Here is a 24,379-nt window from a genome sequence, read left to right on the forward strand (position 1 = left end):
TGCTGTAGGACCCCCATGTTCTACCTCAGCCTGCCGGAGGGCAGAACCCCACCCCTAGCGGAAAATGGCATGAATAGGACGGGCCTTTGGTCCCACCGCCGCATGACGGGGCGCGGAACACGTCCCGTACGCCCCCGCGCCCGTTCCGTACGCTCAGCTCAGCCGCTCCAGCACCATCGCCATCCCCTGCCCGCCGCCGACGCACATCGTCTCCAGGCCGAACTGCTTGTCGTGCCACTGCAGGGAGTTGATGAGCGTCGTCGTGATCCGCGCGCCCGTCATGCCGAAGGGGTGGCCGACGGCGATGGCACCGCCGTTGACGTTCAGCCGGTCCAGGTCGATGCCCAGATCCCGGTACGAGGGGATGACCTGCGCGGCGAACGCCTCGTTGATCTCCACCAGGTCGATGTCGCCGATCGCCATCCCGGCCCGTGCGAGCGCCTGCTTGCTCGCCTCCACCGGGCCCAGGCCCATGATCTCCGGGGACAGCGCGGAAAGGCCGGTCGAGACGATCCGCGCCAGCGGGGTGAGACCCAGCTCACGCGCCTTGGTGTCGGACATCACGACGACCGCCGCGGCGCCGTCGTTGAGCGGGCAGCAGTTGCCGGCGGTGACCAGCCCGTCCGGGCGGAACACCGGCTTCAGCCCCGCGACCCCTGCCATCGTCACGCCGGGCCGCGGGCCGTCGTCCTTGGTCACCACCGTGCCGTCCGGGGTGGTGACCGGCGTGATCTCGCGCTCCCAGAAGCCCGCGGCGATGGCCTTCTCCGCGAGGTTCTGCGACCGCACGCCGAACTCGTCCATGTCCTGCCGCGTGACGCCCTTCGCCCGCGCCAGGTTCTCCGCCGTCTGCCCCATGGCGATGTACACGTCCGGGACGAGGCCGTCCGCGCGCGGGTCGTGCCAGCCTCCTCCCCCGAAAGCCGCGCCCTTCTCCTGGCGTTCCGCGGTACGGGCCTCGGCCCCGGCGAAGAAGGGGTTGTGGGTACCGGGCATGCCGTCGGAGGATCCGTTGACGAACCGCGAGACCGTCTCCACGCCCGCCGAGACGAACACGTCGCCCTCGCCGGCCTTGATGGCGTGGAACGCCATCCGCGTGGTCTGCAGTGAGGAGGAGCAGTAGCGGGTGATGGTGCAGCCGGGGAGGCGGTCCATGCCGAGTTGCACGGCGACCACCCGGCCCAGGTTGTGTCCCTGCTCCCCGCCGGGCAGGCCGCAGCCGAGCATGAGGTCGTCGATGTCCCCGGGGTCGAGCCCCGGCACCTTGTCGAGAGCGGCCCGGACGATCCCCGCGGTCAGGTCGTCGGGGCGGACGTCCTTGAGCGAGCCCTTCCCGGCCCGGCCGATCGGGGAGCGGGTGGCAGAGACGATCACGGCTTCGGGCATCACGGCTCCCAGGGAACGCGGAGGGGCAGGGTCCTGGGCTGAAGTTACCCGTACGTAGCGAGGGGGTCACGGTTCTCGCGCTGTGACGCGGACCTCAATTTCTGAGCGCTTGCTTACCCCGAAGGGGGAAAGTCTGGGAAAAGCCTTGTGAAAGATCCTCCTGAGGTACTGGCGCGATGTCTTTGCCTACCCATTACTCTTGTCCCAAGGCCGCGCAGTGCGGCCACTGAGGAGTGAGATGAGGAGCAGCAACCCGGTCTTCACGCGACGGGGGTTCAGCCGCGAGGGCGGTTCGGCAGGCTTCAACGCGCCGTCGCAGGCCGGGGGCCCCACTGTCGCCCAGGGCAACAACCCGTACGCCCAGCCCGGCACCAACCCGTATGCGCAGCAGCCGGGTGCCGCCCCGCGGAACCCCTACGCGCCCGCGGACCAGCAGCAGGGTGAGTGGGCGCCGTACGCGGCTCCCGCCGGCAACCGGATGACCATGGACGACGTCGTGTCCCGCACGGGCATGACGCTCGGCCTGGTGATCCTCGCGGCCGTCGCCTCCTGGATCACCTTCGACGGCGAGAAGTCGCTCGGCATCGGCCTGGTGGCCGCCCTCGGCGCCTTCGTGCTCGCGATGGTCCAGGCGTTCAAGCGCCGGCCCGTCCCCGCGCTGATCCTGTCGTACGCGGTCCTTGAGGGTGTCTTCCTCGGCATCATCAGCGAGTACTTCAACACCTACGTCGACGGCGCGGTCATGCAGGCCGTGCTCGGCACGATGGCGGTGTTCTTCGGTGTGCTCGTCGCGTACAAGCTGCGGATCATCCGGGTCACGGCCCGGTTCCAGCGGTTCGTCGTCGGCGCGGCCATCGGCTTCGTGCTGCTGATGGCGGTCAACCTGTTCGCCTCGCTCATCGGCGGCGGCGACGGCATGGGCCTGCGCAGCGGCGGCCTCGGCATCCTGTTCGGCATCATCGGCGTCGTGCTCGGCGCGTGCTTCCTGGCCCTGGACTTCAAGCAGGTCGAGGACGGCATCGCCTACGGCGCCCCGAAGAACGAGGCGTGGCTCGCCGCCTTCGGGCTGACCCTGACCCTGGTCTGGATCTACCTGGAGATGCTGCGCCTGGTCGCCATCCTCCAGGGCGGCGACTGACACGGCGGACACGACTGAACGACTGACCGTGTGGCCCGGCCGGATCCCTCCGGCCGGGCCACCGGCATGAAGGGGGTGGGCATGACCGATCTGAGGCGGCTGCTGCGGGGGATCGAGGTCTTCGAGGGCGACCTGCCGTCGTTCGACCCGCGGGAGACACCGGACGAGCCGGTCGCGCTCTTCGCGAGCTGGCTGCTGGACGCCGTAGGGGCGGGGGTGCGCGAGCCGCACGCGATGACCCTGTCGACGGCGGACGCGGCCGGCGACCCGTCGGCGCGGGTGCTGATCCTCAAGGACGTCGGCCCGGACGGCTGGCAGTTCGCCTCGGACGCGGGCAGCCCGAAGGGCCGGGAGCTGGCGGAGCGGCCGTACGCGGCGCTGACGTTCTACTGGTCCCCGCTGGCCCGCCAGGTACGGATCCGGGGCCCGGTCGTGACCGCGGACCCGGAGCTGAGCGCCGCGGACTTCCGCGCCCGCGGGGCCGGCGCCCGCGCGGAGGCCCTCCTCGGCCGCCAGTCCCGCCCGCTCGCGGACCCGGCGGAGCGGGACGCGGCGGTCGCCGGGTCCCTGGCCCGGATCGAGGCGGACCCGGAGCTGCTGGCGCCCGGCTGGACGTTGTACGCGGTACGGCCGCGGACGGTGGAGTTCTGGCAGGGCGACAAGTCCCGCCGCCACACCCGCCTCGTCTACGAGTCGGCCCCACCCGGGTGGACGAAGCACCTCCTGTGGCCGTGAGCCTCACTTCTGCCCGGCCGCCCGCAGGGCGACCTGGCTGACGATCCACAGCCCGATCCCGATGGCCGGCGCCGTGACGAAGACGATCCCCACCACGGGCGTCCGCCGCCCCGGCAGCACGCGCGCCATCCCGCGCGGCAGCACCCGCTCGCTGGCGAGGCCGTAGCAGAGGCGGGAGGCCATCATGATGTTGATCAGCGCCGAGTTGGACACGGCAAGGAGCGCGATGAGCGCGAACAGCTTCGCGGGGAAGTCCACGCCGAACGGCACCCGGAACGCCTTCTGGGTGTACAACGCCGCCCCCGCGGCCCGCGGATACTTGCCGACCAACTCGACGTACGAGGCGGCGGTCAGCATCGCCACCACGAACCCGATGACGAACGGCACCCACAACGCCCCGCCGATCCGCCCGGCGACGGCACCGGTGGTCAGGTCAGGTTCGTCAGCGATCTGCTGTGGGGGCCGCCGGATTCCTTGACGATTTCCGGGAGGGTCTGGGCTGTTCTGACCGTCGCGAAGCGGACCTCGGCGGCGTCCGTCGTGAAGCCGTGGATCGCCGGGCGGGGGAGGCTGTTGTAGGAGAAGGGGTTGGAGAAGTAGTACGCGCCCGTGTCGAGGAGCGCCACGTGGTCGCCCGCCGCCAGCGGGGGGAGTTCGCGGGCGCGGGCGACCAGGTCGCCGGCGAAGCAGCACGGGCCCGCCACGTCCTGGGCGACCGGGGTGCCCGTCTTGGGGTGGCCCGCCGCGTCGTACGCCGTCACGCGCAGCGGCCAGGAGTCCGGCGCGAAGACCGTGCGTACGGCCACCTGGACGCCCGCGTGGGTGACCGCGATGGGGCGGCCGCCGGCGGACTTGGCGTACTCGACGCGGGCCAGCACCAGGCCGTTCTTCGCCAGCAGGGAGCGGCCGAACTCCGTGATCAGCGCGTAGCGGCCGTCGAAGAGGCCCGGGATCTCGGCGTGCAGGAGGCGGGCGTAGTCGGCGAAGGTGGGCTCCACGTCGTCGGAGCCGAAGTTCACCGGCAGGCCGCCGCCGATGTCCAGTGTGGTGACCTGCCGCCGGCCCGCGGCCGCGTTGATCTCCTCCGCCAGTTCGTACGCCGCGCGCACCCCCGCCGCCATCAGCGGCAGCGGCACGCCCTGCGAGCCCGTGTGGGTGTGCAGCGCGGTGAGCCAGGGGCGGTCGGCGTACGCCCGGATCAGCCAGTCGCGGGCGCCCTCGTCCTGGAGCGTCACGCCGAACTTCGACGTGGCCGTCGCCGTGCTCATCGCGCCGATGCTGCCGCCGCCGACCTGCGGGTTGATCCGTACGCCGATCGTCGAGCGGGTCGGCGCCGAGCGGACCAGGCCGTCGATGCGGGCCAGTTCCCCGGGGTTGTCCGCGTTGACCGCGATGCCCAGGGCCAGGGCGCCGCGCAGTTCCGCGGCGGTCTTGGCGGGGGAGTCGAGCACGGTGCGGTCCGGGGGTACGTCCGCGGCGCGGGCCAGCTCCAGTTCCCCGGGGCTGGCCACCTCCGCGCCCAGGCCCTCGTCGGCGAGCAGCCGCAGCACCGGCACCAGGGAGGCGGCCTTGACCGCGAAGGAGTGCAGCACCGGCGTCCCCGGCGACACCACCCCGTCGAACGCGGCCCGCAGCGCGGCCGCGGACTCGCGGATGCCCGCGACGTCCAGCAGCCCCACCACCGGCTCGGCGTCGGACACCAGGCCCGCGGCCAGCGCCGCGCGTACCGCCAGGTCGCGGCGGGCGGCGAGCGGGAGGTTCTCCGGCACGGAAACGGGCTCGTCGTAAGGCATGGCGGCAGTCAATCATCCGTCCGCAAATGCTGTCGTACGGCGTCCAACTGTCGGACGCGAGGCGGCCTTGACTAGGGTAATTCAGTCGCGTCAGGATGTGTTTCTGTTCATTCAGAACGGCTTCGGAAACGGACGGCGCGCCAGGAGGCAGGCATGGCAGGACCCCGACCCGTGCGGGCCCCGCGCGGCAACCAGTCGAGCGCCCGCGGGTGGCAGCAGGAAGCCGCCCTGCGGATGCTGCAGAACAACCTCGACCCCGAGGTCGCCGAGCACCCCGACAAGCTCGTCGTCTACGGCGGCACGGGCAAGGCCGCCCGCGACTGGGACTCCTTCGACGCCATGGTGCGCACGCTGACGACGCTCGGCCCCGACGAGACCATGCTCGTCCAGTCCGGCCGCCCCGTCGGCGTCATGCAGACCCACGAGTGGGCGCCCCGGGTCCTCATCGCCAACAGCAACCTCGTCGGCGACTGGGCCACCTGGGAGGAGTTCCGCCGGCTGGAGGCCCTGGGGCTGACCATGTACGGCCAGATGACCGCCGGTTCGTGGATCTACATCGGCACGCAGGGCATCCTCCAGGGCACGTACGAGACCTTCGCCGCCGTCGCCGCGAAGCTCAGTCGTGAGAACAGGCACAGCGGCGGCACCCTCGCCGGGACGATCACCCTCACCGCGGGACTCGGCGGCATGGGCGGCGCCCAGCCGCTCGCCGTCACCATGAACGACGGCGTCGCGCTCTGCATCGAGTGCGACCCCTCCCGCATCGAGCGCCGCCTGGCGCACGGCTACCTCGACGCGCAGGCCGACAGCCTGGAGCACGCCCTGCGGCTGGCCACCGAGGCCCGCGACGCCCGCCGCCCGCTGTCCGTCGGCGTCCTCGGCAACGCCGCGGAGCTGGTGCCCGAGTTGCTCGCCGCCGGCGCCCCGATCGACATCGTCACCGACCAGACCTCCGCCCACGATCCGCTCGCGTACCTCCCGCTCGGCGTCGACTTCGCCGACATGGCCGCGTACGCCGCCGAGAAGCCCGCCGACTTCACCGTCCGCGCCCGCGAGTCGATGGCCCGGCACGTCGAGGCGATGGTCGGCTTCCAGGACGCGGGCGCCGAGGTCTTCGACTACGGCAACTCCATCCGCGGCGAGGCCAAGCTCGCCGGCTACGCGCGCGCCTTCGACTTCCCCGGCTTCGTACCCGCCTACATCCGCCCCCTGTTCAGCGAGGGCAAGGGTCCCTTCCGCTGGGCCGCGCTGTCCGGCGACCCGAAGGACATCGCCGCCACCGACCGCGCCGTCCTCGACCTCTTCCCCGGGAACGAGTCGCTGGCCCGCTGGATCCGGCTGGCCGGCGAGCGCGTGCAGTTCCAGGGGCTGCCCGCGCGCATCTGCTGGCTCGGCTACGGCGAGCGGGACCGGGCCGGCGAGCGGTTCAACGACATGGTCGCGAGCGGCGAGCTGGCCGCGCCGCTGGTCATCGGCCGTGACCACCTCGACTGCGGCTCGGTGGCGTCCCCGTACCGCGAGACCGAGGCCATGCGCGACGGCTCCGACGCCATTGCGGACTGGCCGCTGCTCAACGCCATGGTCAACGTCGCCTCCGGCGCCTCCTGGGTCTCCCTCCACCACGGCGGCGGCGTCGGCATGGGGCGCTCGCTGCACGCGGGCCAGGTCACCGTCGCCGACGGCACGGCGCTCGCGGGCGAGAAGATCCGCCGGGTGCTGACCAACGACCCGGGCATGGGCGTCATCCGGCACGTCGACGCGGGCTACGAGCGGGCCGAGGAGATCGCGGCCGAGCGCGGCGTGCGCGTACCGATGCGGGAGAACGCGGAAAGCGGACCCGCGTGAGCCCGTCCTCGTTCCAGGAGATGTGGCGCGAGCTGCGCCCCCTCGGGCGGTACGCGCCCTCCGGTGGCTACCGCCGGTTCGCGTGGACGGCGGCGGACGCCGACTGCCGGGCCTGGTTCCGGGCGCAGGCGGGCGCGCGCGGGCTCGCGTACGAGACCGACCGCAACGGCAACCAGTGGGCCTGGCTCGGCGACCCCGCCGCCGGCGGCGCCGTCGTCACCGGCTCGCACCTCGACTCGGTACCCGACGGCGGCGCCTTCGACGGCCCCCTCGGCGTCGTCTCCGCGTTCGCCGCCCTCGACGAGTTGCGCGCCCGCGGCGCCCGCCCCGGCCGACCCCTCGGCGTGGTCAACTTCGGCGACGAGGAAGGCGCCCGCTTCGGCCTGGCCTGCGTCGGCTCCCGGCTCACCGCCGGACAGCTCACCACCGCCGCCGCGCACGAATTGCGCGACGCGGATGGCGTCACCCTGCCGCAGGCGATGGAGCGCGCGGGGCAGGACCCCGACGGCATCGGCTCCGACCCCGAGCGGCTGGCGCGCATCGGCGCCTTCGTCGAACTGCACGTCGAGCAGGGCGTGGCGCTCGCCGGTACGGACCACGCGGTGGGCGTGGCATCGGCGATCTGGCCGCACGGCCGCTGGCGGTTCGACTTCCGCGGCGAGGCCAACCACGCGGGCACGACCCGCATGGAGGACCGCCACGACCCGATGCTGACCTACGCCCACACCGTGCTGTCCGCCCGCAAGAAGGCCGCGCAGGCGGGCGCCCGAGCCACCTTCGGCAAGGTCGCCGTCGAGCCCAACGGCGTCAACGCCATCCCCTCGCTCGTCCGCGGCTGGCTCGACTCCCGCGCCGCCGACGAGGAGACCCTGCACACCCTCGTCGCCGCCGTCGAGCAGGCCGCGCGCGAGCGCGCCGGCCGCGACGGCACGGCGCTGGAGGTCACCCGCGAGTCGCTGACGCCCGTCGTCGACTTCGACCACGCCCTGCGCGACCGCCTCGCCGCGCGCCTCGGCGGCGCGCCCCTGCTTCCGACGGGGGCGGGACACGACGCCGGGATCCTGTCCGGGGCGGTGCCGGCGGCCATGCTGTACGTACGGAATCCGACCGGCGTCTCGCACGCGCCGGCCGAGTCGGCGGCCGAGGACGACTGCGCGGCGGGCGTACGGGCGCTCGCGGACGTGCTGGCGGACCTGGCCGCCGACGGCAGTTCCGTACCTCGGTCGGAAGGGGCCGCGTGACGACGTACTGGGCGGAACAGGCATGGGTCGGTGGGGTCGTGGAACCCGGTGTCGTCCTGGAGGCGGCGGCGTCCGGCGGGCTGCTCGCCGCGGTACGGACCGCGGTCCCCGCGCCGCCGCCGGGCGCCACCGTCCTGCGCGGCCTCACCCTCCCCGGCCTGGCGAACGCCCACAGCCACGCCTTCCACCGCGCGCTGCGCGGCACCGTCCAGGTCGGCTCCGGGACGTTCTGGACCTGGCGCGAGGTGATGTACGGCGTCGCGGACCGGCTCACCCCCGGCACGTACTACGACCTCGCCCGGGCCGTCTACGCCGAGATGGCGCTCGCGGGGATCACCTGCGTCGGCGAGTTCCACTACGTCCACCACGCGCCCGGCGGCGCCCGCTACGACGACCCCAACGCCATGGGCCACGCACTGATCGCCGCCGCCGCGGCGGCCGGAGTCCGGCTGACCCTGCTCGACACCGCGTACCTGGCCGCCGGCTTCGGGCAGCCTCCCGGGCGGCACCAGCTCCGCTTCAGCGACGGCGACGCCGACGCGTGGGCGGAGCGCGCCGAGGCCCTCGAACCCGACGACGACACCGCGCGCGTCGGCGCCGCCGTCCACTCCGTACGCGCGGTGCCCGCGGGACAGCTCGCCACCGTCGCGGGCTGGGCCGCCGACCGGCGCGTCCCGCTGCACGTCCACCTCTCCGAGCAGCCTGCCGAGAACGAGGCGTGCGTCGCCGCCCACGGCGTCACCCCCGCCCGCCTCCTCGCCGACCACGGCGTCCTCGGCCTCCACACCACCGCCGTGCACGCCACCCACCTCACCGCCGACGACCTCACCCTCGTCGGCCGCAGCAGCACCGGTGTGTGCATGTGCCCCACCACCGAACGGGACCTCGCGGACGGCATCGGCCCGGCCGGGGCCGTGGAGCGGGCGGGCAGCCCGCTGTCGCTGGGCAGCGACAGCCACGCCGTGATCGACCTCTTCGAGGAGGCGCGGGCGCTGGAGCTGAACGAGCGGCTGCGCACCCGCCGCCGCGGCCACTGGACGGCCCACCAACTGCTGCGCGCCGCCACCGAGGGCGGTTACGAGGCCCTCGGCTGGGCCGCACCGGCCCGGCTGGAGCCGGGCGGGCTCGCGGACTTCACCACCGTGGCGCTGGACAGCGTGCGCACGGCGGGCGCGGTGCCGCGGCTCGGCGCGGAGACGGCGGTGTTCGCGGCGACGGCGGCGGACGTGCGGCACACGGTGGTGGGGGGCCGGCACGTCGTACGGGACGGGGCGCACGCGCTCGTGGAGGACGTACCGGGGGCGCTGACGGCGGCGATCGCGGCGCTGCGCGGCTGACTCCCGCATCCCCGCCCGCACGCCACCGGCCGTACCCCCGCCCCCGCCACCCGCCCACGAGGCAGGAACCCGTATCCCCGTCCGGCACGCCACCCCGACCCACGAGGGCAGGAACATGACCGCCATCGCCATCGTCAACATCGGCAGCCTCGTCACCAACGACCCGGCCCTCGGCGACGGGCCGCTCGGCCTGCTGGAGGACGCGGCCGTCGTCTTCGACGGCGACCGCGTCGCCTGGGTCGGCGCGGCGGACGCGGCGCCGGCCGCGGACACGGCGTACGACGCGGCGGGGCGGGCGCTGCTCCCGGGCTTCGTCGACTCGCACTCCCACCTCGTCTTCGCCGGCGACCGCACCCGCGAGTTCGCCGCCCGGATGTCGGGGCGCCCGTACACCGCGGGCGGCATCCGCACGACGGTCGCCGCCACCCGCGCCGCGACCGACGAGGAACTGGCGGCCAACCTCGCCCGGTTCGTCCGCGAGATGCTCCGGCAGGGCACGACGACGCTGGAGACGAAGTCCGGCTACGGGCTGACGGTGGCGGACGAGGCGCGGGGGCTGCGGGTCGCGGCGGAGCAGGTGGAGGAGGTCACGTACCTCGGTGCGCATGTCGTCGCGCCGGAGTACGCGGACGATCCGGGCGCGTACGTCGACCTGGTCACCGGCGAGATGCTGGACGCCTGCGCGCCGTACGCGCGGTGGATCGACGTCTTCTGCGAGAAGGGGGCGTTCGACGGCGACCAGGCGCGGTCGATCCTCGCGGCCGGCAAGGTACGCGGCCTGACCCCGCGGGTGCACGCGAACCAACTGTCGTACGGTCCTGGGGTGCAGCTCGCCGTCGAGCTGGAGGCGGCGTCCGCGGACCACCTGACGCACCTGACCGACGCGGACGTGGCGGCGCTGGCGTCGGGGGTGACGGTGGCGACGTTCCTGCCGGGCTGCGAGTTCTCGACCCGGGCGGTCTACCCGGACGTGCGGCGGGTGCTGGACGCGGGCGCGACGGTGGCGCTGTCGACGGACTGCAACCCGGGATCGTCGTTCACCAGCTCCATGCCGTTCTGCGTGGCCGTCGCGGTACGGGAGATGGGCATGACGCCGGACGAGGCGGTGTGGTCCGCGACGGCGGGTGGCGCTGCGGCGCTGCGGCGCACGGACGTCGGCCGCCTCGCACCGGGCGCGCGGGCGGACGCGGCGCTGCTGGACGCGCCGAGCCACGTGCACCTGGCGTACCGGCCGGGGGTGCCGCTGGTGGCGGAGGTGTGGCGGCGGGGGGAGCGGGTGACGGCGGGCGGCAACTGAGGAGCGGCGACCCGGCGCGAGCGCGACGGGCGACAACTCAGGAGCGGCGGACGGTCCCACCGCGCCGGTCAGCAACTGAGGTTCGCGTCCGGGGCCGCCGCGGGGCGTGCCGTCAGATGCTCCACGGCCGCGCGCTCCGCGCACTCGTTGCCGAAGCCCACCAGCCCGTGCCGCCCGCCCGGCACCGTCAGCAGCGGCGCCCGGAACCGCATCGCCACCCGCTCCGCGCCCGCCGCCGGGGTGCGGATGTCGTCCTCGCTGTTGATCAGCAGCAGATCCGCCCCGTCGGCCGCGCCGTAGCCCCCGTCACCGCCCCCGTCACCGCCCCCGTCACCGCCCCCGGGCCGGACCGCGCCCAGCGGCTCCCCGCGCCCCGGCCAGTGCACGCAGGGCGCGTAGTCGCGCGCCACCGTCCGCGTACGCCACCGCGCCTCGTGCGCGTCGTCGAGCTCCCGCAGCAGCGCCCGCAGGTTGCCCGGCCACCGGAAGTCCGTGCAGTGGACGCCCAGGAAGAGCGCGAGCGGCGGCGGCCCCGGGTCCAGTTCGTCGAGCGCCGCCCGGACGTCGGACGGCACCGCCTTCGGTACGGCCCTGGGCCCCGGCTCCGGGACCTGCTCGTCGTCCAGCTCCTGGCGGGTGTGCAGCGTCCTCAGTACGTAGGACGTGCCCGGCCGGTCCGGGTCGACGACCCCGTCGAAGACCGCCGCCCGCACCCGCTCCGGGTGACGGGTGACGTAGACCTGCCCGGCCGCCGTGGCGTACGAGTGCAGCAGCAGGCTGATCCGCTCCTCACCCAGAGCGCGCCGGACCCGCTCCAGGTCCGTGGCGCCCGCGCGGGAGCCGAGGCGGGCCAGCAGCGGGCCGTAGGAGAGGCGGCAGCCCTCGACGTAGTCGCGGGCGGCGGCGTCGACGGCGGTGACGTCCCGGACGAGCCGGAGGCTGCGCGCGGTGCGGAGGCGGTCGAGCGCGCCGCGGGGCTCGCCGCAGTCGACGCGGTGGCTTCGGCCGGTGCCGCGGCGGTCGTAGCCGACGATGTCGAACCGGTCGCGCAGCGCGCGCGGGTAGTCGACGCCGGCGGACACGGCCTCCTGGAGGCCCGACAGACCCGGCCCGCCGGGCGCGAGGACGAGCGCGCCGATGCGGCGGCCGGGGTCGCGGGCGGGCAGCCGGGAGAGCGCGAGGCGGAGGGTCTCGTGGCTGTCGCCGCCGACGGGCACGGTGACGCCGCGGCATTCGCGCTGCTCCATGCCCGTCAGCGGGCAGGGGGTCCACTCGTCGCCGCCGGGGTCCGGTTCGTACGAGGAGGTGCCGGCGCCGGGCGGCTCCGGACCGTTCCCGCCCGGCAGCGCGCAGGCGCCCGTCCACGCCAGCGCCAGCGCTGTGAGCAGGGCGAGCACCGGGGCCTGGCGGCCGGTCCGCCGCCGGGGGGAGGCCATGGGCCGATCATGGCACCGCCTCCCCGGAAACGCGGGGAGGCGGCTTTCGGCCCGGTGCCCGGCCCGTGGCTCACTCCTCGACCATCAGCCCCTTGCGCAGCCGCACCAGCGTCCGCGACAGCAGCCGGGAGACGTGCATCTGCGAGATGCCCAGCTCCTCGCCGATCTCCGACTGGGTCATGTTGGCCACGAAGCGCAGCGAGAGGATCTTCCGGTCGCGCGGCGTCAGCTCCGCTATCAGCGGCTTGAGGGACTCGACGTACTCGATGCCCTCCAGGCCGTGGTCCTCGTAGCCGATGCGGTCGGCAAGGGTGCTCTCGGAGTCGTCCTCCTCGGGCTGCGCGTCCAGCGAGCTGGCGGTGTAGGCGTTCGAGGCGGCCATGCCCTCGACGACCTCGTCCCTGCCGATGTCCAGCCGCTCGGCCAACTCGTCGACCGTGGGGGCGCGGTCGAGCTGCTGCGCCAGCTCGTCGCCCGCCTTCGCCAGGTCGAGGCGCAGCTCCTGCAGCCGCCGCGGGACGCGTACGGACCAGGAGGTGTCGCGGAAGAAGCGCTTGATCTCGCCGATGATCGTCGGCATTGCGAAGGTGGGGAACTCCACCCCGCGGGCGGGCTCGAAGCGGTCGATCGCCTTGATGAGCCCGATCGTGCCGACCTGGATGATGTCCTCCATCGGCTCGCTGCGCGAGCGGAACCGGGAGGCGGCGAACTTCACCAGCGCCAGGTTGAGTTCGATCAGGGTGTTGCGCACGTACGAGTACTCGTGGGTGCCCTCTTCGAGGGTGCCGAGCCGGTCGAAGAGGGTCTTCGACATGGCCCGTGCGTCCCCGGGGGCGACCTCGTCGAAGGCGATGCCCTCCAGTTCGTCGATGCTCCCCGTGAACGCGGGCGCCGCGCCGCCGGCGGTGTCCGCGTCGTTCGCGGTGTCCGCGATGCTCGCGGGGTCCTCGGTGGCCTGGTCGGCGGCGTCCTCGCCGCCGGGCCCGCCACGGGAGACGACGGCGTCGCCGTGGTGCTCAGTGTGGTCGTTGCCGTGCTCGGCGTGGGGTCGTGCCGGCGGCGTGCTCGCCGCGGCGTCGAGCCGGGTTGACATTTGTCCTCCATCGTTCTCGGCAATGCGGCTGCCGATGCCAGTTCTTGTCCGCTTGTGGTCTGCGGCGCCTCCCAAGGCCACGTGTGGTGAGTGCTTCTAGCCCTACCCGCTTCTCTCCTCCGGTGCAAGAATCAGGTGTCCATATTTGCCCTATTATGTTGGCTGTTCGGGTGCCGAACGTGTGACCAAAGGCGTAGGGTCGGGGCTGCATCGCACGACAGCCCGAGGGTCAGGAGACAAGCGCGCATGGACGCCGGAACCGCCGGAAGCCCGAGCCGCGGCCGACTGCACGTCGATGTGCGGGTCCATGGCGGGAGCGCCGTCCTCACACCTGCGGGTGAACTCGATTACCACACGGCCGAGGTGCTGCGGGAGCCGCTGGAGCGATGCATCGCCGGCGGCCGCAGCCGGCTCGTACTCGACTGCTCACGCCTGGAGTTCTGCGACTCGACCGGGCTGAACGTGCTCCTCGGTGCCCGCCTGAAAGCGGAGGCCGACGGGGGAGCAGTGCACCTCGCGGGCCTGCAGCCGGTGGTGGCCAGAGTCTTCGAGATCACGGGTGCGGAGGCGGTCTTCTCGCTGCACGACACCCTGGAAGCCGCCCTCGTGGAGTGACCTCCCTGTCACCGGAAGCCGGGTGGGGCCGGTGCGTCAGGTGATGCGCGTCACAGCTTCCCGGGGAAACTCGGGGGTGTTTCCGCGATCTCGTAGGGCAGAAGCCCAGGCGAAACTTCTGGAACGGGCAGGAAGGGCGCGAATGCGCGGACGGGTGCGCGAGCGGGCGTGCGGTTGCGCGAAGGGGGTGTCGTGAGGCGATGAGCTTCAGGTCGTTGCCGCCGGGCGCACTGCCGCCGGAGGGCGAGGCCGGCAGCGGCGCCGCCGCGCCCGCGCGCCCCGACGGCGGTGCCGCCGCGGCCGATCCGGCCGGCGAGCCCGCCCCCGCGGGACAGGTGCGCCGGCTGCGGCTCGTCGGCGCCAGCGGCATGGTGCCCCGCGCCCGCGACTTCGCCCGCCGGGCGCTGGAGGACTGGGGCTGGCTGCCCGCGGTCAACGCGGAGCAGCGCGCGGCCGCGGAGGACGTCCTGCTCGTCGTCTCGGAGCTGGTCACCAACGCCTGCCTGCACGGCGGCGGCCCGGACGAGCTGCGGCTGCGCACGGCGGGGAAGGTGCTGCGGCTGGAGGTCAGCGACTCCGGCACCGGTACGCCCGAGCCGCGCAACCCGCACCGGGCCAGCAGGCCGGGCGGGCACGGGATGTTCATCGTGCAGCGGCTGTGCCTCGACTGGGGCGTCCAGCGGGAGGCGGGAGTGGCGGGCAAGACGGTGTGGGCGGAGCTGTCCGCGCCGCTCTAGCCCGTCGTACGGAGCACTGACGGTCTTCGTACGGGCAGCTTGGCCTCTGCCGTACGTGTCCCGCCCGCCGCACGTCGTACGAGCCGATTGTCGTACGCCCCCCGCCCGGCGCGTACGCCTAACCGATCCGCCCCCGCAGCCACCCCTCGATCTCCCCGACGACCCCCGGCTGGGTCAGCAGCCGCATCCCGTGCGCGCTGCCCGGCACCACCTGCACCCGTACGTCCCCCGCCGGCATCCCCTGCGCCCGCTCCGCGGCCGCCACCTCCTCCGAGTGGTACGCGGGCACGAAGTCGTGCGCCGAGTGCAGCAGCAGCATCGGGGCGTCGTCCCGCCCGGACGCCGTGCTGCGCGGATCCAGCGACCACCACGCCCGCCGGCACCCCGGGTCCGCCGACAGGGACGGGGTGCCGTCCGGTACGCACCCCGCCAGCCGCTCCGCGCTCGCGCGCAGCCGCCGCTCCGCCGCCGTCGCCCCCGGCGCCCCGCCGTCCAGCCAGGCCCGGTACGGCGACGCCACCGGCGACAGCGCCACCACCCCGGCGCTGCGCGCGGCCCCCGCCCCGTACGTGGCCGCCGCGACGGCGAGCTGCCCGCCCGCCGACGAGCCCAGCACCGCCACCCGCGCCGGATCCACGGCGTACCCGGCGGCGTTGTGCCGCACCCACCGCAGCGCCGCCAGCACGTCGTCCCGCTGCGCCGGCCACGGCACCTCGGGGGTGAGGCGGTAACCGGCGTCGAAGACCGCGTACCCGCGCCGGGCGAAGGCCCGCGCCCAGTGCTCCCAGTCGGTGTCGTACGACCAGTACCCCCCGTGCAGCACGACGAGCCCGCCCCGGAGCGCCCGCCGCGGCTGCCAGTGGACGGTGACGCGCTGCCGCGGATGCTCCCCGTACGCCTCGACGCTGCGCCTGAGCGCCCCGTCTGCGCCGGGCCGCTGCTCCGCCATCCGCTCCGCCGTGCGCTCCGCGGGCACCGTCCCGGCCGGCTGCAGCACCACCGCCGTGAGCGCCGCGGCGGTCCCCAGCACCGCGGCCACGAGCCGCCGCCGCCACCGGACCCGTACCGCAGCCATCGCACCCGCCTCCCCGCGGACCGGCCGGCCCGGTGCCCTCATGGTCGCCGACAACGCCACGCGCCGCGATCCGGCGACCGCGATCCGGCGGACGGCGCGAACCGGCGCACGGGCGCCGCCGAGGCGTTCGACCGCGTACCGGGAGGTGAGCGAACCCGACGCCACCGGCCCACTCTCGGTGACGGGAGGTCTACCATCGCACCATGACCCGAGTACTGCTGGCCGAGGACGACGCGGCCATCTCGGAACCGCTGGCCCGCGCGCTGCGCCGGGAGGGCTACGAGGTGGAGGTACGGGAAGACGGTCCCACGGCGCTCGGTGCCGGGCTCCGCGGCGGCGTCGACCTCCTCGTGCTCGACCTGGGCCTCCCCGGCATGGACGGCCTGGAGGTGTGCCGGCGGCTGCGCGCCGACGGGCACGGCTTCCCCGTGCTGGTGCTCACCGCCCGCGCGGACGAGGTGGACACCGTCGTCGGCCTCGACGCGGGCGCCGACGACTACGTCACCAAGCCCTTCCGCCTCGCCGAACTGCTCGCCCGGGTCCGGGCCCTGCTGCGCCGCGGCTCCACCGAGGCGCAGCCGCCCGCCACCCACGGCGTGCGCATCGACACCGACTCGCACCGCGCCTGGCTCGGCGAGGAGGAACTGCAGCTCACGGCGAAGGAGTTCGACCTGCTGCGGGTGCTGGTGCGGGACGCGGGCCGGGTGGTCACGCGCGAGCAGTTGATGCGCGAGGTGTGGGACACCACCTGGTGGTCGTCGACCAAGACGCTCGACATGCACATCTCCTGGCTGCGCAAGAAGCTCGGCGACGACGCCGCGAACCCCCGCTACATCGCGACCGTCCGCGGAGTGGGCTTCCGCTTCGAGAAGAGCTAGGCCGGCCGCCCGCGGCCTCCGGCAGCCATGCGCAGACGGCTCATCAACAGCACCCTCGCGGTCGTGCTCGTCGTCATCGCCGTCTTCGGCGTCTCGCTCGTCATCGTCGAGACCCGCACCATCGAGGCCGCCGCGCGCGACCGGGTGCAGTCCGAGGCCGTGCGGCTGTTCAGCGTCGTGGAAGGCAAGATCGCCGACGACGCGCGGGTGACCCGCCAGGCGCTCGCCGCGCAGGTCACGGACGGGCGGTACGCGGAGGTGGAGCTGCCCGGCGGGCCGCCGGTCAAGATCGGTGAGCGGCCCGAGGGCTCGGTCATCGCGGCCACCGAGACCGGCAGCAGGGGCGAGCGGGTCACGGTCATGGAGGCCCGCGACCGGGTCAACGACGAGCTGGGCCAGACCCTGCTGATCATCTTCGCCGTGGCGCTGCTCGCCGTCGGCGCCGCCGTGCTGCTCGCCGTCCGCCAGGCCAACCGCCTCACCGCCCCGCTCACCGACCTCGCCGAGACCGCAGAGCGCCTCGGCTCCGGCGACCAGCGCACCCGCCACCGCCGCTACGGCGTCCCCGAGCTGGACCGCGTCGCCGACGTGCTGGACGCCAGCGCCGAGCGGATCGCGCGGATGCTCACCGCCGAGCGGCGGCTGGCGGCGGACGCCTCGCACCAGCTCCGTACGCCGCTGACCGCGCTGTCCATGCGGCTGGAGGAGATCGCGCTCACCGACGACCCGGCGACGGTCAAGGAGGAGGCGGCGGTCGCGCTCACCCAGGTGGAGCGGCTGACGGACGTGGTGCAGCGGCTGCTGACCAAGTCCCGGGACCCCAAGGCCGGCTCGGGGATGGGCTTCGACCTGGACGAGGTGGTCAAGCAGCAGTTGGAGGAGTGGCGGCCCGCGTACCGCGGTGAGGGGCGGGCGATCGTCCGCTCCGGCAAGAAGGACCTGCGCGCGGTGGGCACGCCGGGGGCGGTGGCGCAGGTGCTCGCGACGCTGATCGAGAACGCGCTGATGCACGGCGCGGGGACGGTCGCGCTGCGCACCCGGGTCACGGGCAACCAGGTGGTCGTGGAGGTCACCGACGAGGGTCCAGGCGTCCCCGTGGACCTCGGCTCCCGGGTCTTCGAGCGCACGGTCAGCGGGCGTAACTCGACCGGGCTGGGGCTGGCGGTCGCCCGCGACCTGGCGGAGGCGGACGGAGGGCGGCTGGAGCTGGTGCAGCAGAAGCCGACGACGTTCGCGCTGTTCCTCGCGCGGGAGCACGAGGAACACTGAGGGGGCGTACGGGGCCCGCGGCCGGCTCGGGTACGGGGGCACACGGCCGCCCGGGTACGGGGCGCGCGGGCAGGCTTACGGGGGTGGAGGGAGGCGCGTACGCGATACGTGAGGGCTCGTACGGGGCGTGAACGCTACCGCCGCGCTCCGACCGCCTCTTCCTGCGCCTCGGGTTCCCCCGGCTCCTCCTCCGGCTCCTTGGTCTCGCGCGGCTTCCGCCGGCTGCCCGGGATCCGTGCCTCGGCGGCCGCGGGTATGTCGCCGGCTTCCCCGGCATCCGCGGGCGCGGCGGCGGCCCGGGCCGCGGGCACCGCACGGAACACCCAGCTCCGGTAGGACCAGAAGCGGAACAGCGACGCCACCCCGATGCCCAGGAACTTGAAGATGTTGCTCTGCAGCGGGGTGTCCCAGTCGAACCCGTACGTGGCCACGTACAGCAGGCCGTTCTCGATGACGAGCCCGGCGGCGCTGAAGACCAGGAACAGGGTGAACTCGCGCGGGGGCCGGGTCTTGTCCCGGTCGCGGTAGGTGAAGTACCGGAAGCCTATGTAGTTGAAGATGATGGCGACGGCCGTCGAGATCATGCTGCAGCGGACCACGGGGAGCTCCGTGGAGTTCCGCACGAGGTTGAAGACCGCCAGGTTGACCAGGACGCCGATGCCCCCGACCACGGCGAACTCGGCCACCTCGCGGCTCAGGCGGCGGAGCCGCGTTACCCCCGGTTGCCGTGCACTCATCAAGATCGTCAGACTCCGATGGTCGGTGGTGTTCCCCTGGTCCCGGTCTTCTCCGGCGGGCCGGAGACCTCATGCTAACCGGGCCCGCCGACGGAGGGGGCGGCTCCGCCCGGCCGGCCGATACGCTGGGACGCGTGACATTCCCGGTAGTCGGCATGATCGGCGGGGGACAGCTCGCCCGGATGACCCACCAGGCAGGCATCCCCCTCGGCATCAGGTTCAAGCTCCTCAGCGGCACCCGTACGGATTCCGCCGCCCTGGTGGCGGGTGACACGGTCGTGGGGGATTACCGCGATCTCGACACGCTGCGTGAGTTCGCCCGCGGCTGCGACGTGATCACGTTCGACCACGAACACGTACCGACCGAGCATCTGCGGGCCCTCCAGGCCGAGGGCGTCGCGGTCAGGCCCGGCCCGGACGCGCTGGTGTACGCGCAGGACAAGGGCGCGATGCGGGCCCGGCTGACGGAGCTGGGCATCCCCTGCCCGCGGCACCGGATCGTGGCGGACCCGGCGGACGTGGCGCGGTTCGCGCGCGAGGGCGGCGGCTTCCCGGTCGTGCTGAAGACGGTCCGCGGGGGGTACGACGGCAAGGGCGTGTGGGTCGTCCGTACGGAAGAGGACGCCGCGCCCCCCTTCCGCGCGGGGGTGCCGGTGCTGGCCGAGGAGCTGGTGGACTTCCGCCGCGAGCTGGCCGCGAACGTCGTCCGCTCGCCGAGCGGCCAGGCGGTCGCGTACCCGGTGGTGGAGTCGGTCCAGGTCGACGGCGTCTGCGACACGGTCATCGCCCCGGCGCCCGGGCTGGCGCCCGAGGACGCGGTGCGTACGCAGCAGCTCGCGCTGCGGATCGCGATGGAGCTGGACGTGGTGGGCCACCTCGCCGTGGAGCTGTTCGAGGCGGACGGGCCGGACGGCGAGCCTCGGATCCTCGTCAACGAGCTGGCCATGCGCCCGCACAACTCCGGCCACTGGACCCAGGACGGCGCCGTCACCTCGCAGTTCGCCAACCACGTACGCGCCGTGCTCGACCTGCCGCTGGGCGACCCGCGCCCGCGCGCCCCGTGGACGGTGATGGCGAACGTCCTCGGCGGCGACTACCCCGACATGTACCCGGCGTACCTGCACTGCATGGCGCGGGACCCGGGGCTGAAGATCCACATGTACGGCAAGGACGTGAAGCCCGGCCGCAAGGTCGGCCACGTCAACACCTACGGCGACGACCTGGCCGACGTGCGCGCCCGCGCCCGCCACGCCGCCGACTACCTGCGGGGGACGATCACGGAATGAGCAGCGTATGAGCGCGGAGAACAGCCCGCTGGTCGGCATCGTCATGGGCTCCGACTCCGACTGGCCGGTCATGGAGGCGGCGGCGCAGGCCCTCGGCGAGTTCGAGGTCCCGTACGAGGTCGACGTCGTCTCCGCACACCGGATGCCGCACGAGATGATCGCCTACGGCGAGCAGGCCGCGCCCCGCGGCCTGCGCACCCTCATCGCCGGCGCCGGCGGCGCCGCCCACCTCCCGGGCATGCTCGCCTCCGTCACGCCCCTGCCGGTCATCGGCGTCCCGGTCCCGCTGAAGTACCTCGACGGCATGGACTCCCTGCTCTCCATCGTCCAGATGCCCGCGGGCGTGCCGGTCGCCACGGTCTCCGTGGCCGGCGCCCGCAACGCGGGCCTCCTGGCCGCCCGCATCCTGGCCGCCCACGACGAGGACCTCCGCACCCGGATGACGGCGTTCCAGGAGGACCTGAACCACCAGGCCCGGGAAAAGGGCGCCCGCCTCCGCCGCAAGACCACCCAGGCGGGCTGACCCGCGGCAGCGGCGGGGTGTCCACGGCTTGTTCGTGTCTGGTGGCCAGATTCGGGGCACTCCTACAATTATCGGCTCCAGCGCAACACGATCGGTGACATCGGGTGTCCGATCGGTCAATGCCGTGAACCCTCTGTGTGGCTGCGCAGGGGGACGCTAGGGTCTACGGGTCGATGTCGCTCGAGGGCCGTGGGGACCGTCATCTGGGGGTGACTGTGGCGCTTGAGGAACAGTCAGCGTGGTGCAAGAGCAGCTTCAGCGGGAGCGAATCCGAGTGCGTCGAGCTCGCCATAAGGGACGGTGCTGTGCTGGCACGTGACTCGAAGAACCGGACCGGGGCGGTTCTCGCCTTCACCCCCACCGCCTGGAGCGACTTTCTCGCGGCCGTCGTGTCTGGGGAGTTAGCCGGTTCATGACCGGCGAGACGACGCCGGGGGAGGTGAGTACGTGGAGGCCGGAGGCGTGAGAGCGCTGCCTTCCGGGCGGGAGGACCGCCCGCGCGGATCCCGGTGGACCGGGACAGTCGCGTACTGCCTGGCCGTCGGCGCCGCGGCCACCATCCTGGCGGCGGTCCTGTCGCTGTTAGTCGACAGCGTGGTGGCGAAGCGGGTGGTGTGGCTCGTCGTCCTGGTGGGGGTGGCGGTCGCCGCCGGGATCTGGCGGGCGCTCACCCCGGTCACGGTGCATCGGCGGGGGTGCGCTCCTCTCCCGTCCGACCGGGCGATCCCGTGAACACGTTCTGGATCTTTCTCGCCGCCCCGAACACCACACCGGTGACCAGCGCGGTCCCGACGACACTGACTGCCGTCTGAAGGACGCGCGAGCCGGGTATCGCGAGGCCGCCGACGGAGTAGATGACCAGCATGACGCAGCCGGTCACCATGATGAGGGCGAGTACGCAGGAGAGAACCACCGCGTGCAGCCGCCGGATGTACTGCGTGGTGCTGTCCCGCTCCTCCTGCCTACGGCGGTCTGCCCGGGCCCCTTCCAGGCGGTTCAGCCGATCGAACCGATCCGGGTCACGTATCGCCTCCCGGGTGACCTGATCGGACGAATCGGCGGTTCCGCCGGTCGCGTCCTCCGCGGCGGCTGCCGGGGCAGGTTCGCCCGGGCCGGCGGCTTCGGGGACCTGCCGGCCGTGCGTGAGCAACCATCTGAGGTACAAGGCCGCCCTCCCGATGACTCCGGCCGCCGGCACTGTGCGCCCCGGCCTTCAGCGACTGCCGAACTCGGTCTTGATGCGCTCCAGAAGCCCGACGGCGTCTTCCCCTTCGAGCGAACGGGTGGTGATCGTCTCGAAGCACTCCTGGTAGCGCGCCAGCAGTTCGAGGTCGTCGCGGTTGGTCAGGCTGCCGGCGGCGTGTTCCACGTACAGCAGGTCGTCCTCCTCGTCGCCGAGGTTCAGCAGGACGAAGCTGCCGAGAGTGCTGTAGTGCGCGCCGGCGGTGAGTGGCAGCACCCGGATGGTCACCTTCGGTTCCGCACTCATCCGGATGAGGTGATCAAGCTGGCCGCGCATCACGGCCGGGGTGCCGATCTGCCGGCGCAGGGCCGCCTCGTCGAGGACGAAGGCCGACTCGGGAGCGGTGTCAGCGTCGAACGTCCGCTCCTGACGTGCCATGCGCAGGTCCACCACCTTGCGCGCCCGCCCCTCGTCGACGCGCGGCTCCAGCAGAGCCATCGCGTAGTCCTGTGTCTGCAGCGCGCCGGGGACGACGATCGGGTGGTAGGTACGGATCTTCTCCGCGGCGCTCTCGTATCCGAGGTACTTGGCGTACTGCGGGGAGACCAGCTCGCTGTACCGCGCCCACCAGCTCGCCCCCTTGCTCCCCCGGGCCGCCTCCTCCAGCTCGGCCACCAGCTCCGGGTCCTCGACACCGTAGAGGTGCAGCATCGCCCTGAGATCGGTGACCGACACGCTGACCGTGGCCATCTCGATGCGGATCACCTTGGACAGTGACCAGTCGAGTTCGTCAGCGGCCTGGCGCTGTGTCAGCCCGGCCTTGCCGCGCGCCCTGCGCAGCTCCTGGCGTAGCTTGCGGCGATTGAGGCTGGGGTCCGCTGCCTGGGACATGTTGCTCCTTGGTTGACATGAGTCGTAGATATGTGTCTGTCGGCCAGGAGCTGCTCGCGCGTAGCCGCCAGGGACTGGCCTGTTGGACCCTGCCATTGTGACACATGTCATTCGTGCGTTGGCGCTTTGGAACCAATCGGCAATTGGTCTAGAGGAGCGAACCTGGCCCGACCCGGGCGCGGGAGTGTCAGCCTGCGCGGATAGCGTGTGGTCCACGCTATCCGCGCAGGGAGGACGACCTTATGACCGGCGAACTGCTCGCGCGTGCCCGCGAGGTGCTGCGGGCGCACCCCGTCGTCGACGGGCACAACGACCTTCCCTGGGCCCTGCGCGAGCAGGTGACGTACGACATCGACCGGCGCGACATCGCCGTCGACCAGAGCGCGCGGCTGCACACCGACATCCCGCGGCTGCGGGCCGGCGGGGTGGGGGCGCAGTTCTGGTCCGTGTACGTGAGCGCCGACCTGGCCGGGGACGCCGCCGTGTCGGCGTGTCTGGAGCAGATCGACGTGGTGCGCCGGCTCGTCGACCGCTACCCCGGGGAGCTGCGGCTCGCGGTGACCGCCGACGAGGTGGAGGCGGCGCGGGCCGACGGGCGGATCGCCTCGCTGATGGGGGCCGAGGGCGGGCACTCCATCGCCAACTCGCTCGCCACTCTCCGTGCCTTCCGCCGGCTCGGCGTGCGCTACATGACGCTCACGCACAACGACAACACCGACTGGGCCGACTCCGCCACCGACGAGCCGCGGCACGGCGGGCTCACCGCCTTCGGCGAGGAGGTGGTGCGCGAGATGAACCGGGTCGGCATGCTCGTCGACCTCTCCCATGTGGCGCCCTCGACCATGCGCCACGCGCTGCGCGTCACCGAGGCGCCGGTCGTTTTCTCCCATTCATCCGCTCGCGCCATGTGTGACCATCCGCGCAACATTCCGGACGATGTGCTGGAAATGCTCCCTGCCAACGGCGGTGTGGCGATGGCCACGTTCGTGCCGAAGTTCGTCCTGCCCGCCGCCGTGGCGTGGACCGCGGAGGTGGACGAGCACATGACCGCCCGGGGCCTCGACCCCTTCGGCGCGGACGACGAAGCGGTCCGCGTACGGCGTGCGTTCGAGGAGGCGCACCCGCGGCCGCAGGCGACGGCCGCGACCGTCGCGGATCATCTGGATCATATGCGCGAAGTGGCGGGAATCGACCATATCGGTGTCGGCGGCGACTTCGACGGCACGCCGTTCACGCCGGAAGACCTCGCCGACGTCGCGGGTTATCCGCATCTCGTCGCCGAGCTGCTGCACCGCCGTTGGTCGGAAGAAGACCTGGCCAGGCTCCTGTGGGCCAATGCGCTACGGGTGTTGCGCGACGCCGAGGCGGCGGCGCGCGAAGTGACCGCCCGGCGCGGCCCGTCGATCGCCACCATCGAACAGCTCGACGGCCCCGCGAAGGTCCAGGGGTGAGCAGAGTGACATAAGTCACTCACAGAATTCTCACGCCATGGGGCGATGTGTCCGACTCCTCATATGTCGACAAGTCTCCACCGGATGGGGGGAATTGAGGAGCGGCGCGGGATGGGTCGATTGTCGGGCTGATTCCGATGTGATGTGGGGAACGGCCTTGATGACGGTTCACAGCTTGTTCTGTTTTCGGCTGTGTGTTTACGGTGCTCGCCGTGCTCGCGCCACCGATGCGGGTACCTCGTCGCCGTAACGCCGAATCCTGTCGGCGGCGACGGGCAGGCACTTCAGCTTTCACGGCAGGAGCGGGGGACCCAGGTAAGTGCCGGCCTGCGCGCAAGCGCGGGACGGCTTGGGGTGAAGCCATGCTCCGCATGGCCGGGCATCTCCAGCTCGAACCCGACAGCTCACCTCGCAGGCGTTGGAGAGGAGCATG

The 24,379-nt window shown here is 73.1% G+C and carries 23 protein-coding genes, 1 pseudogene and 1 riboswitch; of the genes and pseudogenes, 15 read left to right on the top strand and 9 right to left on the bottom strand.

The genetic code is table 11. The features are described 5' to 3' along the window. Positions 1-153: 153 nt before the first annotated feature. On the bottom strand, positions 154-1,386 hold the full coding sequence (locus CXR04_RS23040; protein ID WP_199850513.1) for an acetyl-CoA C-acetyltransferase: 1,233 nt from the start codon (positions 1,384-1,386) through the stop codon (positions 154-156). 238 nt (positions 1,387-1,624) lie between these two features. On the opposite strand from CXR04_RS23040, the gene CXR04_RS23045 reads away from it, so the two are divergent. Both CXR04_RS23045 and CXR04_RS23050 read left to right on the top strand, forming a co-directional pair. Next, a complete protein-coding gene (locus CXR04_RS23045) occupies positions 1,625-2,524 on the top strand; it encodes a Bax inhibitor-1/YccA family protein (protein WP_101424202.1) in 900 nt (299 codons plus the stop codon). Between the two features lie 81 nt (positions 2,525-2,605). After that, positions 2,606-3,259: a pyridoxine/pyridoxamine 5'-phosphate oxidase gene (locus CXR04_RS23050; RefSeq protein WP_199850514.1), complete on the top strand. Its 654-nt coding sequence runs from the start codon at positions 2,606-2,608 to the stop codon at positions 3,257-3,259. A 54-nt stretch (positions 3,260-3,313) separates the two neighbouring features. Here CXR04_RS23050 and CXR04_RS23055 read toward each other — a convergent pair. After that, positions 3,314-3,730 (bottom strand): annotated as a pseudogene (locus CXR04_RS23055) (hypothetical protein); the annotation flags it as partial. Then, complete coding sequence (locus CXR04_RS23060) at positions 3,688-5,052, bottom strand: diaminopimelate decarboxylase (protein ID WP_101424203.1); 1,365 nt, start codon at positions 5,050-5,052, stop codon at positions 3,688-3,690. The gene CXR04_RS23060 and the pseudogene CXR04_RS23055, both read right to left, overlap by 43 nt. 153 nt (positions 5,053-5,205) lie before the next feature. Here CXR04_RS23060 and hutU point away from each other — a divergent pair, with 153 nt between their 5' ends. The 4 genes from hutU to hutI all read left to right on the top strand — a co-directional run bounded on the left by hutU (position 5,206) and on the right by hutI (position 10,772). Further along, complete coding sequence (hutU, locus tag CXR04_RS23065) at positions 5,206-6,897, top strand: urocanate hydratase (protein WP_101424204.1); 1,692 nt, start codon at positions 5,206-5,208, stop codon at positions 6,895-6,897. Positions 6,898-6,917: 20 nt separating this feature from the next. Next, a complete protein-coding gene (locus tag CXR04_RS23070) occupies positions 6,918-8,138 on the top strand; it encodes an allantoate amidohydrolase (RefSeq protein ID WP_101426544.1) in 1,221 nt (406 codons plus the stop codon). Beyond that, a complete protein-coding gene (locus tag CXR04_RS23075; protein ID WP_101424205.1) occupies positions 8,135-9,475 on the top strand; it encodes a formimidoylglutamate deiminase in 1,341 nt (446 codons plus the stop codon). The genes CXR04_RS23070 and CXR04_RS23075 overlap by 4 nt, the downstream gene beginning before the upstream one ends. Positions 9,476-9,590: 115 nt before the next feature. Then, on the top strand, positions 9,591-10,772 hold the full coding sequence (hutI, locus tag CXR04_RS23080) for an imidazolonepropionase (protein ID WP_101424206.1): 1,182 nt from the start codon (positions 9,591-9,593) through the stop codon (positions 10,770-10,772). Between the two features lie 68 nt (positions 10,773-10,840). On the opposite strand, the gene CXR04_RS23085 is transcribed toward hutI, so the two are convergent. Both CXR04_RS23085 and CXR04_RS23090 read right to left on the bottom strand, forming a co-directional pair. Beyond that, a complete protein-coding gene (locus CXR04_RS23085; protein ID WP_101424207.1) occupies positions 10,841-12,208 on the bottom strand; it encodes an alpha/beta fold hydrolase in 1,368 nt (455 codons plus the stop codon). 70 nt (positions 12,209-12,278) lie between these two features. Next, on the bottom strand, positions 12,279-13,301 hold the full coding sequence (locus CXR04_RS23090) for an RNA polymerase sigma factor SigF (RefSeq protein ID WP_101424208.1): 1,023 nt from the start codon (positions 13,299-13,301) through the stop codon (positions 12,279-12,281). Positions 13,302-13,547: 246 nt separating this feature from the next. Here CXR04_RS23090 and CXR04_RS23095 point away from each other — a divergent pair, with 246 nt between their 5' ends. Beyond that, the gene (locus CXR04_RS23095; RefSeq protein ID WP_101424209.1) at positions 13,548-13,916 is read left to right on the top strand and encodes an STAS domain-containing protein; all 369 of its coding nucleotides are present in this window, start codon (positions 13,548-13,550) and stop codon (positions 13,914-13,916) included. A 200-nt stretch (positions 13,917-14,116) separates the two neighbouring features. Further along, on the top strand, positions 14,117-14,653 hold the full coding sequence (locus tag CXR04_RS23100) for an ATP-binding protein (protein WP_234380428.1): 537 nt from the start codon (positions 14,117-14,119) through the stop codon (positions 14,651-14,653). Positions 14,654-14,771: 118 nt separating this feature from the next. On the opposite strand, the gene CXR04_RS23105 is transcribed toward CXR04_RS23100, so the two are convergent. Beyond that, on the bottom strand, positions 14,772-15,728 hold the full coding sequence (locus tag CXR04_RS23105; RefSeq protein WP_101426545.1) for an alpha/beta hydrolase fold domain-containing protein: 957 nt from the start codon (positions 15,726-15,728) through the stop codon (positions 14,772-14,774). 203 nt (positions 15,729-15,931) lie between these two features. Between CXR04_RS23105 and CXR04_RS23110 the strand changes: the two genes are divergently transcribed. Both CXR04_RS23110 and CXR04_RS23115 read left to right on the top strand, forming a co-directional pair. Then, on the top strand, positions 15,932-16,606 hold the full coding sequence (locus CXR04_RS23110) for a response regulator transcription factor (protein ID WP_047016091.1): 675 nt from the start codon (positions 15,932-15,934) through the stop codon (positions 16,604-16,606). A 27-nt stretch (positions 16,607-16,633) separates the two neighbouring features. Then, positions 16,634-17,875: an ATP-binding protein gene (locus CXR04_RS23115; protein WP_101424211.1), complete on the top strand. Its 1,242-nt coding sequence runs from the start codon at positions 16,634-16,636 to the stop codon at positions 17,873-17,875. A gap of 134 nt (positions 17,876-18,009) precedes the next feature. Here the strand turns inward: CXR04_RS23115 and CXR04_RS23120 are convergent, their stop codons facing one another. After that, positions 18,010-18,561 (bottom strand): GtrA family protein, encoded by a 552-nt coding sequence (locus CXR04_RS23120; RefSeq protein WP_101424212.1) that lies wholly within the window; start codon positions 18,559-18,561, stop codon positions 18,010-18,012. 206 nt (positions 18,562-18,767) lie between these two features. Here CXR04_RS23120 and CXR04_RS23125 point away from each other — a divergent pair, with 206 nt between their 5' ends. The 4 genes from CXR04_RS23125 (at position 18,768) to CXR04_RS34955 (ending at position 21,153) form a co-directional block, all read left to right on the top strand. Continuing rightward, a complete protein-coding gene (locus CXR04_RS23125) occupies positions 18,768-19,898 on the top strand; it encodes a 5-(carboxyamino)imidazole ribonucleotide synthase (protein ID WP_324843328.1) in 1,131 nt (376 codons plus the stop codon). 7 nt (positions 19,899-19,905) lie between these two features. After that, on the top strand, positions 19,906-20,421 hold the full coding sequence (gene purE, locus CXR04_RS23130; RefSeq protein ID WP_101424213.1) for a 5-(carboxyamino)imidazole ribonucleotide mutase: 516 nt from the start codon (positions 19,906-19,908) through the stop codon (positions 20,419-20,421). Between the two features lie 173 nt (positions 20,422-20,594). Next, a complete protein-coding gene (locus CXR04_RS23135; protein ID WP_101426547.1) occupies positions 20,595-20,837 on the top strand; it encodes a DUF397 domain-containing protein in 243 nt (80 codons plus the stop codon). A gap of 46 nt (positions 20,838-20,883) precedes the next feature. Further along, positions 20,884-21,153: a hypothetical protein gene (locus CXR04_RS34955; protein ID WP_159072379.1), complete on the top strand. Its 270-nt coding sequence runs from the start codon at positions 20,884-20,886 to the stop codon at positions 21,151-21,153. On the opposite strand, the gene CXR04_RS23145 is transcribed toward CXR04_RS34955, so the two are convergent. Next, positions 21,098-21,571 carry a hypothetical protein gene (locus CXR04_RS23145; RefSeq protein WP_234380429.1) on the bottom strand — a complete coding sequence of 158 codons (474 nt, stop codon included), beginning with the start codon at positions 21,569-21,571 and terminating at the stop codon, positions 21,098-21,100. The genes CXR04_RS34955 and CXR04_RS23145 overlap by 56 nt on opposite strands. 63 nt (positions 21,572-21,634) lie before the next feature. Further along, a complete protein-coding gene (locus CXR04_RS23150) occupies positions 21,635-22,495 on the bottom strand; it encodes a helix-turn-helix domain-containing protein (RefSeq protein WP_101424215.1) in 861 nt (286 codons plus the stop codon). A gap of 242 nt (positions 22,496-22,737) precedes the next feature. Here CXR04_RS23150 and CXR04_RS23155 point away from each other — a divergent pair, with 242 nt between their 5' ends. Beyond that, positions 22,738-23,946 carry a dipeptidase gene (locus tag CXR04_RS23155; RefSeq protein WP_101424216.1) on the top strand — a complete coding sequence of 403 codons (1,209 nt, stop codon included), beginning with the start codon at positions 22,738-22,740 and terminating at the stop codon, positions 23,944-23,946. A 240-nt stretch (positions 23,947-24,186) separates the two neighbouring features. Next, positions 24,187-24,379: riboswitch (cyclic di-AMP (ydaO/yuaA leader) on the top strand.

Source organism: Streptomyces sp. CMB-StM0423 (assembly GCF_002847285.1).
Taxonomy (GTDB): domain Bacteria; phylum Actinomycetota; class Actinomycetes; order Streptomycetales; family Streptomycetaceae; genus Streptomyces.

Coding starts and splice junctions, on each gene's coding strand:
- CXR04_RS23040 (WP_199850513.1), bottom strand. CDS start 1,386: ATGCCCGAAGCCGTGATCGTCTCTGCCACCCGCTCCCCGATCGGCCGG.
- CXR04_RS23045 (WP_101424202.1), top strand. CDS start 1,625: ATGAGGAGCAGCAACCCGGTCTTCACGCGACGGGGGTTCAGCCGCGAG.
- CXR04_RS23050 (WP_199850514.1), top strand. CDS start 2,606: ATGACCGATCTGAGGCGGCTGCTGCGGGGGATCGAGGTCTTCGAGGGC.
- CXR04_RS23060 (WP_101424203.1), bottom strand. CDS start 5,052: ATGCCTTACGACGAGCCCGTTTCCGTGCCGGAGAACCTCCCGCTCGCC.
- hutU (WP_101424204.1), top strand. CDS start 5,206: ATGGCAGGACCCCGACCCGTGCGGGCCCCGCGCGGCAACCAGTCGAGC.
- CXR04_RS23070 (WP_101426544.1), top strand. CDS start 6,918: ATGTGGCGCGAGCTGCGCCCCCTCGGGCGGTACGCGCCCTCCGGTGGC.
- hutI (WP_101424206.1), top strand. CDS start 9,591: ATGACCGCCATCGCCATCGTCAACATCGGCAGCCTCGTCACCAACGAC.
- CXR04_RS23085 (WP_101424207.1), bottom strand. CDS start 12,208: ATGGCCTCCCCCCGGCGGCGGACCGGCCGCCAGGCCCCGGTGCTCGCC.
- CXR04_RS23090 (WP_101424208.1), bottom strand. CDS start 13,301: ATGTCAACCCGGCTCGACGCCGCGGCGAGCACGCCGCCGGCACGACCC.
- CXR04_RS23095 (WP_101424209.1), top strand. CDS start 13,548: ATGGACGCCGGAACCGCCGGAAGCCCGAGCCGCGGCCGACTGCACGTC.
- CXR04_RS23100 (WP_234380428.1), top strand. CDS start 14,117: ATGAGCTTCAGGTCGTTGCCGCCGGGCGCACTGCCGCCGGAGGGCGAG.
- CXR04_RS23105 (WP_101426545.1), bottom strand. CDS start 15,728: ATGGCTGCGGTACGGGTCCGGTGGCGGCGGCGGCTCGTGGCCGCGGTG.
- CXR04_RS23110 (WP_047016091.1), top strand. CDS start 15,932: ATGACCCGAGTACTGCTGGCCGAGGACGACGCGGCCATCTCGGAACCG.
- CXR04_RS23115 (WP_101424211.1), top strand. CDS start 16,634: ATGCGCAGACGGCTCATCAACAGCACCCTCGCGGTCGTGCTCGTCGTC.
- CXR04_RS23125 (WP_324843328.1), top strand. CDS start 18,768: ATGATCGGCGGGGGACAGCTCGCCCGGATGACCCACCAGGCAGGCATC.
- purE (WP_101424213.1), top strand. CDS start 19,906: ATGAGCGCGGAGAACAGCCCGCTGGTCGGCATCGTCATGGGCTCCGAC.
- CXR04_RS23135 (WP_101426547.1), top strand. CDS start 20,595: ATGTCGCTCGAGGGCCGTGGGGACCGTCATCTGGGGGTGACTGTGGCG.
- CXR04_RS23150 (WP_101424215.1), bottom strand. CDS start 22,495: ATGTCCCAGGCAGCGGACCCCAGCCTCAATCGCCGCAAGCTACGCCAG.
- CXR04_RS23155 (WP_101424216.1), top strand. CDS start 22,738: ATGACCGGCGAACTGCTCGCGCGTGCCCGCGAGGTGCTGCGGGCGCAC.